We start from the raw sequence: 13,596 nt of genomic DNA on the forward strand, positions 1-13,596 counted from the left end.
TTCCTCGCGCTCATGCCGGCACCTCCGCCGTCTGCTGGGACGACACGATCTCGGCGTACGTCGGGCAGCTCGCCAGCAGTTCCTGATGCCGTCCGATGCCGACCACGCTCCCGTTCTCGAGCACGATGATCTGGTCGGCGTCGACGATCGTGGAGACCCGCTGGGCCACGATCACCACCGCCGCGTCCGCGGTGACCGGCCGCAGCGCCGCCCGTAGTCGGGCGTCGGTGCTGAGGTCGAGCGCCGAGAACGAGTCGTCGAAGAGATAGATCTCCGGCCGCCGGACCAGGGCCCGGGCGATCGCGAGCCGCTGCCGCTGACCGCCGGAGACGTTCGTGCCGCCCTGCGCGATCGGGGCGTCCAGCCCGCCGGGCATCGCGGTCACGAAGTCCCGTGCCTGGGCGATCTCCAGCGCCTGCCAGAGTTCCTCGTCGGTGGCGTCCGGGTCGCCGTACCGGAGGTTGCTGGCGACCGTGCCGCTGAACAGGTACGGCCGCTGCGGCACCAGCCCGATCCGCCGCCACACCTCGTCCGGTTCCAGCAGCCGGACGTCCACCCCGTCGACCAGCACCGCGCCGGCGGTCGGGTCGACCAGCCGGGGGACCAGCGTGAGCAGGGTGGTCTTGCCGGCGCCGGTGGAGCCGATGATGGCGGTGGTACGTCCCGGGCCGGTCCGGAACGAGACGTCGTGCAGCACCGGCGCACTCGCCCCCGGGTACTGGAAGGTGACGTTCCGCAGTTCCAGTTCGGCGCGCCCGGTCACCGCCAGCACCGGATCCTTCGCCGGCACCACCGACGACTCGGTGTCCAGCACCTCGACGATGCGTTCGGCGCAGACGGCCGCGCGGGGCACCATCATCAGCATGAAGGTGGCCATCATGACCGCCATCAGGATCTGCATCAGATAGGCCAGGAACGCGGTGAGCGCGCCGACCTGGATCTGGCCGGCGTCCACCCGGTCCGCGCCGAACCAGAGCACGGCGACGCTGGAGGCGTTGAGCACCAGCATCACGATCGGGAAGATCAGCGCCTGGAGGCGGCCGATCCGCAGCGCGGTGGCGGTCAGGTCGGCGTTCGCGACCCCGAAGCGGCGGGTCTCGTACGGCTCGCGGACGAAGGCGCGGACCACCCGGATGCCGCTGATCTGCTCGCGCAGCACCCGGTTCACGGTGTCGATCCGGGTCTGCATGAGCCGGAAGCCCGGCATCATCCGCCGGATCACCAGGCCCAGCGCGATCGCCAGCACCGGCACGCTGACCAGCATCAGCCAGGAGAGCCCGAGGTCGGTACGGAGCGCCATCACCACCCCGCCGACGCTCATGATCGGCGCGGAGACCAGCATGGTGCAGCTCAGCAGGACCAGCATCTGCACCTGCTGGACGTCGTTGGTGTTCCGGGTGATCAGCGAGGGTGCGCCGAAGCGGTTCACCTCCCGGGCCGAGAACCGGTTGACGTGGCCGAAGATGGCCGCCCGGACGTCCCGCCCGAAGCCCATGGCGGTCCGCGCGCCGAGATAGACCGCGGCGATGGAGCAGGCGATCTGGAGCAGGCTGACCAGCAGCATCCACCCGCCCGTACGCATGATGTAGCCGGTGTCGCCGCGGGCGATGCCCCGGTCGATGATGTCGGCGTTGAGGCTCGGCAGGTAGAGCGAGGCGATCGTGCCGACGAACTGGAGCAGCACGACCCCGGCCAGCACCCGCCGGTACGGGCGCAGCCGGTCGCGGAGCAGACGGATCAGCATGGACAGCCCCCCGGTGTGGTGTCGTCGGTGGAATCCCGCTCACTGTTCAACCTGCGCAGGTCCCCCTCGGACATGGTCGTGATCACTTCGATCAGGAACTCGCGGATCACCTCCTTCTTCGCCGGGTCGGCGTCGACGGAGGTGAGCGGGCGATCGCTGTGGATCATGTCGATGAGGGTGCGGGTGTGTTCCCGCCCCTTGTCGGTGAGGGTCAGCTGGACGGTGCGCCGGTCGGCGCTGTCCCGGCGACGTTCGACGAAGCCGTCGCGTTCCAGGGTGTCGACGATGCCGGTGAGGGTGGCGGGCCGGACGAAGCAGCGTTCGGCCATCTCCCGGTGGGTGCTGTCGCCGACCCGGGCGAGGATCAGCAGCACCCGCATGCCGGCCGAGGTGAGCCCGTGGTGCTCGGTGAGGTAACGCCCCCAGCCCTGTTCGACGACGTGACCGGCGATCGAGAGCAGTCGGCCGAGCGGCGCCTGACGCACCAGGTCGGGGAAGCTGACGAGCGGTTCCATCTTCACGGACGTCAGATTAGCTCCCGGACCGTAAGGCCCCAAACTATTTTCCGGCGGGACGGCTCAGTCGCGGGGGGTGGGCCGACGTCCGGCGGCGGGGTCGTCCGGGGCGGTGGCGATGTAGTCGCGCATCACCTCGGCGACCTCGTGCAGGAACGCCGCGGTGGCCGCCGCCTGCTCCGGGGTGAGCCGGGCGACCGCCTGTTCGACCCCGGTCAGCATCGGCCGCAACGCCGCCAGCACCTCGGTGACGGCGTGCTCGGTGACCTGGAGCGAGAGCCGACGCCGGTCGCTCGGGTGTGGTGCCCGCTCGACGTGACCGGCCTGCACCAGGCGGTCGACCAGGGTGGTGGCCGAGGCGGACCGGATGCCGAGCCGGTTGCCGAGTTCCACCGGCCCGAGCGGGTCGGTGCTGGAGACGAGGTGGTCGATGGCGGCGGCGTCGGTCATGCCGATGCCGAGCCGCCGGGCCAGCGCCGAGCGGGTGTCCCCGGCGATGCGGAGCACCTCGCGCAGCGCGCGGGCGGCCTCGCTGCTCGTCGGCGGGCGGCCCGCCGGTGGCGGTCCTGCGGTTGACGAAACCCCCTCCATGGGTAAAAGCTAGCAGGCCGGGTAGCTAGAAAATCTAGCTAAAGTCGAGGAGGTCGTGATGCGGAGCGACGGACGCGGACGCTGGTGGGGGCTGCTCGCCATCAGCCTCGGCGTGGCGATGATCATCGTGGACGCCACGATCGTGAACGTCGCCGTACCGCAGATCATCCGGGACCTGAAGATCACCGCCACCGACGCGCAGTGGGTGCAGGAGGCGTACACCCTGGTCTTCGCGGCGTTGCTGCTGGTGGCCGGGCGCTTCGCCGACCGGTCCGGACGCCGCCGGATGTTCGTCACCGGGGTGACCGTCTTCGTGCTGGCCAGCGTGCTCGCGGCGCTCGCCGGCTCCGGCGAGACGCTGATCGCCTCCCGGGTGCTGCAGGGCGTCGGCGGCGCGATGATGCTGCCCACCTCGCTCTCCCTGCTCAACGCCAACTTCACCGGGCGGGAGAAGGGCATCGCCTTCGCCATCTGGGGCTCCACCATCGGCGGTGCCGCAGCCCTCGGCCCGCTGCTCGGCGGCTGGCTCACCACCACGTACTCGTGGCGCTGGGCGTTCGGCATCAACATCCCGGTCGGGATCGCCGTCGTCGTCGCCACCCTCCTGCTGGTCGCCGAGTCCCGCGACGACCGGGCCGAACGCGGCGTCGACCTGCTCGGCGCGCTGCTCTCCGTGGTCGGCATGACCGGCGTCGTCTTCGCCCTCATCGAGGGGCGCACCTACGGCTGGTGGCAGCGGGAGAAGCCGTTCAGCCTCTTCGGCCTCGACTGGACCGCCGCGATCTCCCCGGTCCCGGTCGCCGGCCTGCTCGGTCTCGCCGCGCTCGGCGTCTTCCTCGCCCAGCAACTGCGCCGCAACCGGGCCGGCCGTCCCGCACTGCTCGACGTGTCGCTCTTCGGCATCGGCTCGTTCCGCAACGGCATCCTGGCCGCCGCGATCGTCAGCCTCGGCGAGTTCGGCCTGCTCTTCGCCCTGCCGCTGTGGTTCCAGAACGTGCTCGGCTACAGCGCCTTCCGCACCGGCCTGGCGCTGCTGCCGCTGGCCGTCGGCAGCTTCCTGGCCAGTGGGCTCGGCGCCCCGCTCACCCAGCGCTGGGGACCGGCCCGGGTGGTCCAGCTCGGCGTCGCCGCCGAACTGGTCGGCGTGGCCGGCCTCGGCTTCGTGGTCGCCCCCGACACCGCCTGGTGGGCCCCGGTGGGCTTCCTCTTCGCGTACGGGGTGGGCGTGGGCCTGGCCACCGCGCAGCTCACCGGCGTCTCGCTGTCCGAGGTGCCGGTGCAGCGCAGCGGCCAGGGCTCCGGCCTGCAGAGCACCGCCCGCCAGGTCGGCTCGGCGCTCGGCATCGCGGTGCTCGGCACGGTGCTCTTCGCCAGCCTCGGCGGCATCCTCACCGACCGGCTCGCCGACCAGCCCGGGGTGCCTCCCGCCCAGCGCGACCAGGTGGTGACCGCGGTCAAGGAGAGCGCCGGCGCGGCGATCACCGGGCTGGCCGCCGACCCGCGTACCGCACCGATCGCCGAGGAGGCGAAGGTGGCCTTCTCCGACGCCACCCGGTACGCGGCCTTCTCCGCCGCCGGCTTCCTGTTGCTCGGCCTCGTCGCCTGCCTCCGGCTGCCCCGGGTACGCACCGAGGCCACCGAGGCCACGCCGCCCCCCGCCGCCGAACCCGCTCAGGTGTAAGGAGGGGCCCCCTGTTAACGCCTCGCGTTGTACAGGGGGCCCCGCTTAACGCGTAGCCTTCACCAGCTCGTCGGCAGCGGCATGCCCTCGGTGTAGCCGGCGGTGCTCTGCACGCCGACCAGGGCGCGCTCGTGGAACTCGTCCAGGTTGCGCGCGCCCGCGTAGGTGAAGGCGCTCCGGACCCCGGAGATGATCTCGTCGATCAGGTCCTCCACGCCGGGGCGGGTCGGGTCCAGGTACATCCGGGCCGAGGAGATGCCCTCCTCGAAGATCGCCTTCCGGGCCCGGTCGAAGGCGCTGTCCTCGGCCGTCCGGGCGCTGACCGCGCGGGACGACGCCATGCCGAAGCTCTCCTTGTACCGCCGGCCGTCGGCGTCGGTGTAGAGGTCGCCGGGGGACTCGTAGGTGCCGGCGAACCAGGAACCGATCATCACGTTCGAGGCACCCGCGGCCAGCGCCAACGCCACGTCGCGCGGGTGCCGTACGCCGCCGTCGGCCCAGACGTGCCGGCCCAGCGCGCGGGCCGCCGCCGCGCAGTCGAGCACCGCCGAGAACTGGGGTCGGCCGACGCCGGTCATCATCCGGGTGGTGCACATGGCACCCGGCCCGACGCCCACCTTGACGATGTCGGCACCCGCCTCCACCAGGTCGCGTACGCCCTCGGCGGTGACCACGTTGCCGGCCGCCACCGGGACCTGAGGGTCGAGCTTGCGGACCGCCCGCAGTGCGGAGATCATCCGCTGCTGGTGGCCGTGCGCGGTGTCCACCACCAGGGTGTCCGCCCCCGCCTCCAGCAGGGCCGCCGCCTTACCGGTGACGTCCCCGTTGATGCCGACCGCCGCGGCGATCCGCAGCCGGTTCCGGTCGTCGACGGCCGGCCGGTAGAGCGTGGCGCGCAGCGCGCCCTGCCGGGTGAGCACCCCGACCAGACGCCCCTGCGCGTCCACCACCGGGGCGAGCCGTCGCCGCCCGGCCGAGAGCCGGTCGAAGCCGGTACGCGGGTCCGCGTCCGCCGGCACGGTGTGCAGCTCGGTCGACATCACGTGCCGGAGCTGGGCGAACCGGTCCACGCCGACGGTGTCCGCCTCGGTGACCACGCCCAGCGGTCGGCCCTCCGGGTCGACCACGATCACCGCGCCGTGCGAGCGCTTCGGCAGCAGGTGGATCGCGTCGCCGACGGTGTCGGTCGGGCCGAGGGTGATCGCCGTGTCGTGCACCAGGTGCCGCTGCTTGACCCAGGCGACGACGTCGGCCACCACCTCGATCGGGATGTCCTGCGGGATGACCGCGATCGCGCCACGCCGGGCCACCGTCTCGGCCATCCGTCGGCCGGCGACCGCCGTCATGTTGGCCACCACCAGCGGGATCGTGGTGCCGGTGCCGTCACCCGTGGCCAGGTCGACGTCGAGCCGGGAGGCCACCTCCGAGTGGTTGGGCGCCATGAAGACGTCGTTGTAGGTCAGGTCGTGCGCGGGAACCGCGCCATGAAGGAACCTCACCCGGCCATCATTCCTGGCCGGCGGCGGCACCGCCGCCGGTGGTCGCGGAAAACACTCCGGCTCAGCCGCCCAGCAGCAGGGCCACCGCCACCGCCGCCATCACGGCGGCGACCGCGCCGTCGAGCACCCGCCAGGCTCCGGTACGGGCGAGCAGCGGAGCGAGTCGCCGGGCTCCGCCACCCAGCGCGGCGAACCAGAGCAGGCTGGCCGACGCCGCGCCCGCGCCGAACGCCCACCGGTGCTCGTGCTGCTGGGCGACCCCACCGAGCAGCAGCACGGTGTCCAGATAGACGTGCGGGTTGAGCCAGGTGAACGCGAGGCAGGTCAGGACGGTGGCGCCGAGGGTGGCCGACGGCCGGTCGGCCGGCCGCAGGGCGCCGGGGCGTACCGCGCGGCGGGCGGCGAGCACGGCGTAGCCGAGCAGGAAGGTGGCGCCGGCCCAGCGGAGCGCCGTCAGCAGTCCCGGCCGGTCGGCGACCACCGTCCCCATGCCGGCGACGCCCGCGGTGATCAGGACGGCGTCGGAGAGCGCGCAGATGGCGACGACGGGCGCGACGTGCTCCCGGCGCAGGCCCTGCCGGAGCACGAAGGCGTTCTGCGCCCCGATGGCGACGATCAGGGCGGCGGAGACGGTGAGCCCGGCGAGGGCGGAGGCGAGGATGTCCGGCACGACCCGACGCTACGAGCGCCCGATCCACCAGTCCAACTAAAGATTCTGTACTTCCATAAGCTCAACTGATGGACGGTGTCGACTCCACCCAGCTCCGTACCCTCGCCGCGGTGGTCGGGGAGGGCAGCTTCGAGCGCGCCGCCCGGGTACTGCATGTCACCCAGTCGGCGGTGAGCCAGCGGATCAGGGCCCTGGAGGTGACGGTCGGCCAGGTGCTCGTCCGCCGGGGCCGGCCGTGCCGGATCACCGAGGCGGGCCGCCCGCTGCTGCGGCTCGCCAGCCAGCTCCAGCTGCTGGAGAGCGAGGCGCTCGCCGAGGCCCGGGGGCCGCTGACCGGCGCGCCGGACGGCACCCGGGTGGCCGTGGCGGTCAACGCCGACTCGCTCGCCACCTGGTTCGTCGGCGCGCTGGCCCGGGTGCCGGCGGAGCTGGCGCTGCTGTTCGACGTACACCAGGACGACCAGGACCACAGCGCGGAGCTGCTGCGCGACGGCTCGGTGCTGGCGGCGGTCACCGCCCAGCGCGAGGCGGTCCAGGGCTGCCGGGTACGCCGGCTGGGTGCGATGCGGTACCGGGCGCTGGCCGCCCCGGCGCTGGCCCGGCGGTGGTTCGCCGACGGGCCCACCGCCGAGGCGTTCGCCACCGCGCCGGTGCTCGTCTTCGACCGCAAGGACCGGATCCAGCACCGCTTCATGCACGCGGTGACCGGTCGGGACCTCGACCCGCCGACGCACTACCTGCCGTCGGTGCCGGCGTTCAGCGAGGCGGTGCGGCGGGGGCTCGGCTGGGCGCTGATCCCGGAGCCGCTCGCCCGCGCGGATTTCGCCGCCGGGGTCTGCGTCGACCTGGACCCGACCCGCCACGTCGACGTGCCGCTGTACTGGCAGCACTGGCGGCTGGAGTCGACGGTGCTGGACGCCCTCACCACCGCGGTCCGGGCGATCGCCGCCGAGACGCTGCACTGACCGCCGCCCGTCGGGTCGGCCGGGCTCGCCGGGTCGGGCGGGCTCGCCGGATCGGGCGTCAAGAGGGGGCCGTTCCTATACCTGAGGCGTTAAGAGGGGGCCCCTCCTTACGCCTCAGGCGATGGTGCAGATCGCCGCACCGGCGGTGATCACCGCGCCGACCTCGGCGGAGAGGCCGCTGATCGTGCCGGCCTTGTGGGCGTGCAGCGGCTGCTCCATCTTCATCGCCTCCAGGACGACGACCAGGTCGCCCTCGGCGACCGTGTCGCCGTCCGCGACGGCGATCTTGACGATGGTGCCCTGCATGGGGGAGGCGAGCGCGTCGCCGCTGACCGTGGTGCCGGCCTTGGCCCCGCCACCCCGGCGGGCCGGCTTCTTCGCGGCGGGTGCGGCGGCTGCCGTACCCGCGCCGAGGCCGGCGGGGAGGACGACCTCCAGCCGCTTGCCGGCCACCTCGACCACGACGGTCTCGCGCTCGGCCGCCGCCTCGGCGGGGCCGGCGGCGGCGGTGAACGGCGGCACGGTGTTGTCGAACTCGGTCTCGATCCACCGGGTGTGCACGGTGAACGGCTCGGCGGTGAACGCCTCGTCGCGGACCACCAGCCGGTGGAAGGGCAGCGCGGTGGCCATGCCGTCGACGACCATCTCGTCCAGCGCCCGGCGGGCCCGCTCGATCGCCTCGGTACGCGTCTCGCCGACGATGATCACCTTGGCCAGCAGCGAGTCGAAGTTGCCGCCGATCACGTCGCCGGCCGAGATGCCGGTGTCGACCCGGACGCCCGGGCCGCTGGGCAGCCGCAGCGCGGTGACGGTGCCCGGGGCGGGCAGGAAGCTGCGGCCCGGGTCCTCGCCGTTGATCCGGAACTCGATGGCGTGCCCGCGCGGGGTCGGGTCCTCGGTGAGGCGCAGCTTCTCGCCGTCGGCGATCCGGAACTGCTCGCGGACCAGGTCGATGCCGGCGGTCTCCTCGGTGACCGGGTGCTCCACCTGCAGGCGGGTGTTGACCTCCAGGAAGGAGATGGTGCCGTCCACCCCGACCAGGTATTCGACGGTGCCGGCGCCGTGGTAGCCGGCCTCCCGGCAGATCGCCTTGGCGCTGTCGTGGATCTGGGCCCGCTGGGCGTCGGTGAGGAACGGCGCGGGGGCCTCCTCGACCAGCTTCTGGTGCCGCCGCTGGAGCGAGCAGTCCCGGGTGCCCACCACGATCACGTTGCCGTGCTGATCGGCCAGCACCTGCGCCTCGACGTGGCGGGGCTTGTCGAGGTAGCGCTCGACGAAGCACTCGCCCCGGCCGAACGCGGCGACCGCCTCGCGGGTGGCCGACTCGAACAGCTGCGGGATCTCCTCCATGGTCCGGGCCACCTTGAGGCCGCGACCGCCGCCACCGAAGGCGGCCTTGATGGCGACCGGCAGGCCGTGGTCGACGGCGAAGGCCATCACCTCGTCGGCGTTGTTGACCGGGTCCGGCGTGCCGGGCACCAGGGGCGCGCCGGCCCGCTGGGCGATGTGCCGGGCGGTCACCTTGTCGCCCAGGTCGCGGATCGCCTGCGGGGTCGGGCCGATCCAGGTCAGCCCCGCGTCGATGACCGCCTGGGCGAAGTCGGCGTTCTCGGAGAGGAAGCCGTAACCGGGGTGCACGGCGTCGGCGTCGGCCTTGCGGGCCACGTCGATCAGCTTGTCGATCCGCAGGTAGCTCTCGGCCGCGGTGTCGCCGCCCAGGGCGTACGCCTCGTCGGCCAGGGTGGCGTGCAGGGCGTCCCGGTCCGAGTCCGCATAGACGGCGACGCTGCCCAGCCCGGCGTCGCGGCAGGCGCGGATGACGCGGACGGCGATCTCGCCGCGGTTGGCGATGAGTACCTTGCGCACCTTGGGGGCTCCTCCCGGGAGGTCGATGCCGGGAGTGTATCGGCCACCCTGGCCGGCCTAACGATCGCTCAGTGTGGGATGCCGCACTGTCGGGCCCACCCCCTAGTCAAACTTGTCTATTACGCTTGTTCGATGTCAGCGACGCGGATGATGATTCTCGGTCTGGTCCGGTGGATGCAGCCGGTGCACGGCTACGACGTACGCCGGGAACTGCTTAGCTGGGGCGCCGACCGGTGGGCCAACGTCCAGCCCGGCTCGATCTATCACGCCCTGCGCAAGCTGGCCGACGAGGGACTGCTCCGGGAGGTCGCCACCGAGCAGGTGGGCGCCCGCCCGGCGCGGACCACGTACGAGGTGACGCGGAAGGGCGAGGACGAGTTCGAGAGCCTGCTGCGGGCCCAGTGGTGGCAGGTCCAGGAGCGGCCCGACCCGTTCACCGCCGCCTTCTCCTTCCTGCCCGCGATGCCGCGCGACGAGGCGGCGGCCGCGCTGCGGAACCGGGCCAACCTGCTGCGCGCCGGGATCGAGTCGATGCGCGCCTCGCTGGCGTCCGACTGGATCCGGGCCAGCAAGCCGGTGCACGTCGGGTGGATGTTCGAGCTCTGGTCCGCCCGGGCCGAGGCGGAGATGACATGGTGCGAACGGATCGCCGAGCGGATCGACTCCGGGGTGTCGTACCTGCCTGCGGGGCTGGAGCCGACCGAGCAGTGGTCCGGCTGGTCCGACGGTCGGCCCGCCGCCGACCATGACGCGAAATAATCAACGTTGACCAAAGAAGTTATATCGCGTTAGCCTCGGCGCGAACGCGAAGGAGGGGTGCGTCCCCGTCGCGGACGATCGGCGGCCGGTCCCCTCCGGCCCGGACGACCAGGAGCACACATGATCGAGACCAGGGGGCTGCGGAAGTCCTTCCGCTCCCGGGCGGGTCGCGAGACGAAGACCGTGGACGCGGTCCGGGGCGTCGACCTCGACGTCACCGAGGGGGAGATCTTCGGGTTCCTCGGCCCCAACGGCGCCGGCAAGACCACCACCCTGCGGATGCTCGCCACCCTCATCGAGCCGGACGGCGGCGAGGCCACCGTGGCCGGCGCCGACCTGCGCACGGACCCGGCCGGAGTGCGCCGCCGGATCGGCTACGTGCCCCAGGGCGGCAGCACCTGGGACGAGTCCACCGCCCGCGAGGAACTGGTCCTCCAGGCCCGGATGTACGGCATCGGCAAGGCCGACGCGGAACGCCGGGCCGCCCGCGCCCTGGCCGCCTTCCAGCTCACCGAGTACGCCGACCGCAAGTGCAAGACCTACTCCGGCGGCCAGCGCCGCCGCGTGGAGATCGCCCTCGGCATCATCCACGCCCCCGCCATCGTCTTCCTCGACGAGCCGACGACCGGCCTCGACCCGCAGAGCCGCGCGCACATGTGGGACGAGATCCGCCGGCTACGGGCCGACGGGATGACCGTCTTCATCACCACGCACTACCTGGACGAGGCCGACGCGCTCTGCGACCGCATCGCGATCATGGACAACGGCGAGATCGTCGCCGAGGGCACCCCGGCGGAGCTGAAGCGCGAGATCTCCGGTGACGTGGTGCTCGTCGGCCTCGACCGGGCCGCCACCCCCCGCGCGGCGGAGCTGCTCGACACCGAGCCGTACGTCACCAAGCTGGAGACTGCCGACGAGGGCGGCCTGCGCCTCCATGTCGACGAGGGTGCCACCGCCATCCCGCAGGTGCTGCGCCGTCTCGACCACGCCGGGCTGGACCTGCGCTCCATCGAGCTGCACCGCCCCAGCCTCGACGACGTCTTCCTCACCAAGACCGGCCGCTCGCTGCGCGAGTCCTGAGAACCGGAGACCCCACCATGAAGCTCCTCCGCGACACCTGGCTGATCTTCCAGCGCCAGATCCTGCTGCTGCTGCGCAACCCGGTCTGGGTCTTCGTCGGCGTCTTCCAGCCGGTGATGTACCTGCTGCTCTTCGCCCCGCTGCTCAAGCCCGCCCTGAACGCGCCCAGCCAGGCGGCGGCCTACAAGATCTTCGTACCCGGCCTGCTGGTGCTGCTGGCCATCTTCGGCGGCCTGTTCCAGGGCTTCGGCCTGATCGCCGAGCTGCGCGCCGGGGTCATCGAACGCTCCCGGGTCACCCCGGTCAGCCGGCTCGCCCTGCTGATCGGCCGCGCGCTGCGGGACGTCGTCTCGCTGATCGTGCAGGCGGTCATCATCACCCTGCTGGCGCTCCTGTTCGACCTGCGCGTCACCCTCGGGCACCTGCTGCTGGCGTACCTGATGCTGGCGTTGATCGCGCTGATGACCTCGGCGGTCTCCTACGGCGTCGCGCTCAAGGTGAAGAGCGAGGACGCGCTCGCCCCGCTGATGAACACCGTCGCCCAGCCGGTGCTGCTGCTCTCCGGCATCCTGCTGCCGCTCACCTTCGCGCCCGGCTGGCTGCAGGGCGTCGCGAAGTGGAACCCCTTCTCCTGGGCCGTCGACGGCACCCGCGCACTCTTCGCCGGCGACCTCGGCAACGACAAGGTCTGGCAGGGCCTGAGCATCATCGCGGTCCTGGCCGTCGCCGCCGTGGTCTGGGCCGCCCGCCAGTTCGCCCGCAGCGTCCGGTGAAAGGAGGGGCCCCCTGTTAACGCCTGCGGTATAGCAGGGGCCCCCTCTTAACACCGAGAGAGCTGCCTCTCAGCTGGGGCGGGGCACCGGTGAGACGGCTGTAGCGTAAGGCCAGTGCCCCGCCTCACCCGTGACAAGATCACCTGGCTGACCTACGCCCAACTGGGACTGTGGGGCTTCTTCCTCTACGGGTTCGGTCCCGTCGTACCCCTGCTCCGCGACGAACAGGGCACCAGCGCCGCCGTCGCCGGTCTGCACAGCACCGGCATCGCGGTCGGCGCGATGCTCGGCGGCGCGCTCTTCGCGCCGCTCGCCCGGCGGTTCGGTCGCGGCCCCGCCACCTGGGTCGGCCTCGCCGGCGTGGCCGTCGGCGCGGCGGCGCTGGGCCTGCTGCGGCCCTTGCCCGCCACCATCACCGCGGTCGCCGTCATCGCCACCTTCGGCATGATGGTGATCAGCGGGGTGTCCGTGGTGCTCACCGACCGGCACGGCCCGGCGGCGCCCGCCGCGCTCACCGAGGCCAACGCCGCCTGCGCCGGCATGGGCATCCTCGCCCCGCTGGTGATCGGCGGGTCCGTGGACACCGGCCTCGGCTGGCGGCCGGTGATGGCCGTCGAGGTCGGGCTGATCACGCTGGTCGCCCTCGCCGCCCTGACCTTCCGGGTACGCCTGCCGCAGCCCACCCGGGCTGCCGCCGGCCCGGTCGGCGTGACCGCCACCGCCGCTGCGGAACCCGCCGCCGTCGGGGTGGCCGCCACCGCCGCTGCGGCGGAACCCGCCGCCGTCCACCCCGTCGCCGATGGCCGGCCTGCTCCCGCTGTCGGCCGGTCGGCAGGCCGGGGCGACCGGCTGCCCCGGTCGTACTGGATCGCCTGGGCGTTGATGGCGGTGACCGGGTCGATCGAGGTGTGCCTGTCGCTCTGGACGGCCGACGTGCTGCGCAGCCACGCCGGGCTCAGCGCGGGCGGGGCGTCCGCCGCAGTGGCCGCCATCGTCTGCGGCATGTTCGTCGGTCGCGTCGTCGGTGGCCGGTTCGCGCTGCGCTGGCCGCCGGTGCCGCTGCTGCTGGCAGCGCTGACCGTCTCCCTGGCCGGCTTCACCCTTTTCTGGGTCGCGTCGACCGGCTGGCTCGCCGTCACCGGGCTGGTCGTACTCGGCCTCGGCAACGCGCTGCACTATCCGCTGGTGATCTCGATCGCGCTGGCCGTCGCGGGGCCGGCCGCCGACAAGGCGGCCGGCTGGGCGTCGTACTCGATGGGGGTGGGTTTCGGGATCGCGCCGGTGGTGCTGGGGTGGGTGGCCGACGGGGTCGGGCCGCACCTGGCCTTCCTGCTGCTGCCCGGCTTCATCGCGGCGGCCCTGCTGCTCGCCGTGCGCCTCGGTCGGGCCCTGCGCGTCGCCGCCCGGCCCACCCGCGACCCGGCCCTGGCCGGCCTCTGACCGCCGCCCCTTG

Annotated in this window: 12 protein-coding genes; 6 read left to right on the forward strand and 6 right to left on the reverse strand. The window is 72.8% G+C overall.

The window, feature by feature from the left end; translation table 11 throughout:
• Positions 1-10: 10 nt before the first annotated feature.
• The 3 genes from MRQ36_RS17190 to MRQ36_RS17200 all read right to left on the reverse strand — a co-directional run bounded on the left by MRQ36_RS17190 (position 11) and on the right by MRQ36_RS17200 (position 2,850).
• The gene (locus MRQ36_RS17190; protein ID WP_242796756.1) at positions 11-1,744 is read right to left on the reverse strand and encodes an ABC transporter ATP-binding protein; all 1,734 of its coding nucleotides are present in this window, start codon (positions 1,742-1,744) and stop codon (positions 11-13) included.
• Complete coding sequence (locus MRQ36_RS17195) at positions 1,738-2,259, reverse strand: MarR family winged helix-turn-helix transcriptional regulator (RefSeq protein WP_242801177.1); 522 nt, start codon at positions 2,257-2,259, stop codon at positions 1,738-1,740. Before MRQ36_RS17195 ends, MRQ36_RS17190 begins: the two co-directional genes overlap by 7 nt.
• Positions 2,260-2,322: 63 nt before the next feature.
• Positions 2,323-2,850: a MarR family winged helix-turn-helix transcriptional regulator gene (locus tag MRQ36_RS17200; protein WP_242796758.1), complete on the reverse strand. Its 528-nt coding sequence runs from the start codon at positions 2,848-2,850 to the stop codon at positions 2,323-2,325.
• A 58-nt stretch (positions 2,851-2,908) separates the two neighbouring features.
• Here MRQ36_RS17200 and MRQ36_RS17205 point away from each other — a divergent pair, with 58 nt between their 5' ends.
• A complete protein-coding gene (locus tag MRQ36_RS17205; protein WP_242796760.1) occupies positions 2,909-4,531 on the forward strand; it encodes an MFS transporter in 1,623 nt (540 codons plus the stop codon).
• A 59-nt stretch (positions 4,532-4,590) separates the two neighbouring features.
• Here the strand turns inward: MRQ36_RS17205 and MRQ36_RS17210 are convergent, their stop codons facing one another.
• Entirely contained in the window at positions 4,591-6,030 is a 1,440-nt protein-coding gene (locus MRQ36_RS17210) for a GuaB1 family IMP dehydrogenase-related protein (protein ID WP_242796762.1), read from the reverse strand.
• A 61-nt stretch (positions 6,031-6,091) separates the two neighbouring features.
• A complete protein-coding gene (locus MRQ36_RS17215; protein ID WP_242801179.1) occupies positions 6,092-6,691 on the reverse strand; it encodes a LysE/ArgO family amino acid transporter in 600 nt (199 codons plus the stop codon).
• A 77-nt stretch (positions 6,692-6,768) separates the two neighbouring features.
• Here MRQ36_RS17215 and MRQ36_RS17220 point away from each other — a divergent pair, with 77 nt between their 5' ends.
• The gene (locus MRQ36_RS17220) at positions 6,769-7,665 is read left to right on the forward strand and encodes a LysR family transcriptional regulator ArgP (RefSeq protein WP_242796764.1); all 897 of its coding nucleotides are present in this window, start codon (positions 6,769-6,771) and stop codon (positions 7,663-7,665) included.
• A gap of 114 nt (positions 7,666-7,779) precedes the next feature.
• Here the strand turns inward: MRQ36_RS17220 and MRQ36_RS17225 are convergent, their stop codons facing one another.
• The gene (locus MRQ36_RS17225) at positions 7,780-9,531 is read right to left on the reverse strand and encodes a biotin carboxylase N-terminal domain-containing protein (RefSeq protein ID WP_242796766.1); all 1,752 of its coding nucleotides are present in this window, start codon (positions 9,529-9,531) and stop codon (positions 7,780-7,782) included.
• A gap of 132 nt (positions 9,532-9,663) precedes the next feature.
• Here MRQ36_RS17225 and MRQ36_RS17230 point away from each other — a divergent pair, with 132 nt between their 5' ends.
• From MRQ36_RS17230 to MRQ36_RS17245, 4 genes are all read left to right on the forward strand, one after another.
• A complete protein-coding gene (locus tag MRQ36_RS17230; protein WP_242796768.1) occupies positions 9,664-10,290 on the forward strand; it encodes a PadR family transcriptional regulator in 627 nt (208 codons plus the stop codon).
• 120 nt (positions 10,291-10,410) lie between these two features.
• On the forward strand, positions 10,411-11,370 hold the full coding sequence (locus MRQ36_RS17235) for an ATP-binding cassette domain-containing protein (RefSeq protein ID WP_242796770.1): 960 nt from the start codon (positions 10,411-10,413) through the stop codon (positions 11,368-11,370).
• Positions 11,371-11,387: 17 nt separating this feature from the next.
• Complete coding sequence (locus MRQ36_RS17240) at positions 11,388-12,143, forward strand: ABC transporter permease (RefSeq protein ID WP_242796772.1); 756 nt, start codon at positions 11,388-11,390, stop codon at positions 12,141-12,143.
• A 114-nt stretch (positions 12,144-12,257) separates the two neighbouring features.
• Positions 12,258-13,583 carry a sugar MFS transporter gene (locus MRQ36_RS17245; RefSeq protein ID WP_242796774.1) on the forward strand — a complete coding sequence of 442 codons (1,326 nt, stop codon included), beginning with the start codon at positions 12,258-12,260 and terminating at the stop codon, positions 13,581-13,583.
• Positions 13,584-13,596 lie beyond the last annotated feature (13 nt).

Origin of the sequence: Micromonospora sp. R77 (assembly GCF_022747945.1) — a bacterium.
Taxonomy (GTDB): domain Bacteria; phylum Actinomycetota; class Actinomycetes; order Mycobacteriales; family Micromonosporaceae; genus Micromonospora.

Bases quoted from the DNA above. Each gene is read 5' to 3' on its own strand.
- MRQ36_RS17195 (WP_242801177.1), bottom strand. From the start codon at position 2,259: ATGGAACCGCTCGTCAGCTTCCCCGACCTGGTGCGTCAGGCGCCGCTC.
- MRQ36_RS17240 (WP_242796772.1), top strand. From the start codon at position 11,388: ATGAAGCTCCTCCGCGACACCTGGCTGATCTTCCAGCGCCAGATCCTG.
- MRQ36_RS17190 (WP_242796756.1), bottom strand. From the start codon at position 1,744: ATGCTGATCCGTCTGCTCCGCGACCGGCTGCGCCCGTACCGGCGGGTG.
- MRQ36_RS17220 (WP_242796764.1), top strand. From the start codon at position 6,769: ATGGACGGTGTCGACTCCACCCAGCTCCGTACCCTCGCCGCGGTGGTC.
- MRQ36_RS17205 (WP_242796760.1), top strand. From the start codon at position 2,909: ATGCGGAGCGACGGACGCGGACGCTGGTGGGGGCTGCTCGCCATCAGC.
- MRQ36_RS17230 (WP_242796768.1), top strand. From the start codon at position 9,664: ATGTCAGCGACGCGGATGATGATTCTCGGTCTGGTCCGGTGGATGCAG.
- MRQ36_RS17200 (WP_242796758.1), bottom strand. From the start codon at position 2,850: ATGGAGGGGGTTTCGTCAACCGCAGGACCGCCACCGGCGGGCCGCCCG.
- MRQ36_RS17235 (WP_242796770.1), top strand. From the start codon at position 10,411: ATGATCGAGACCAGGGGGCTGCGGAAGTCCTTCCGCTCCCGGGCGGGT.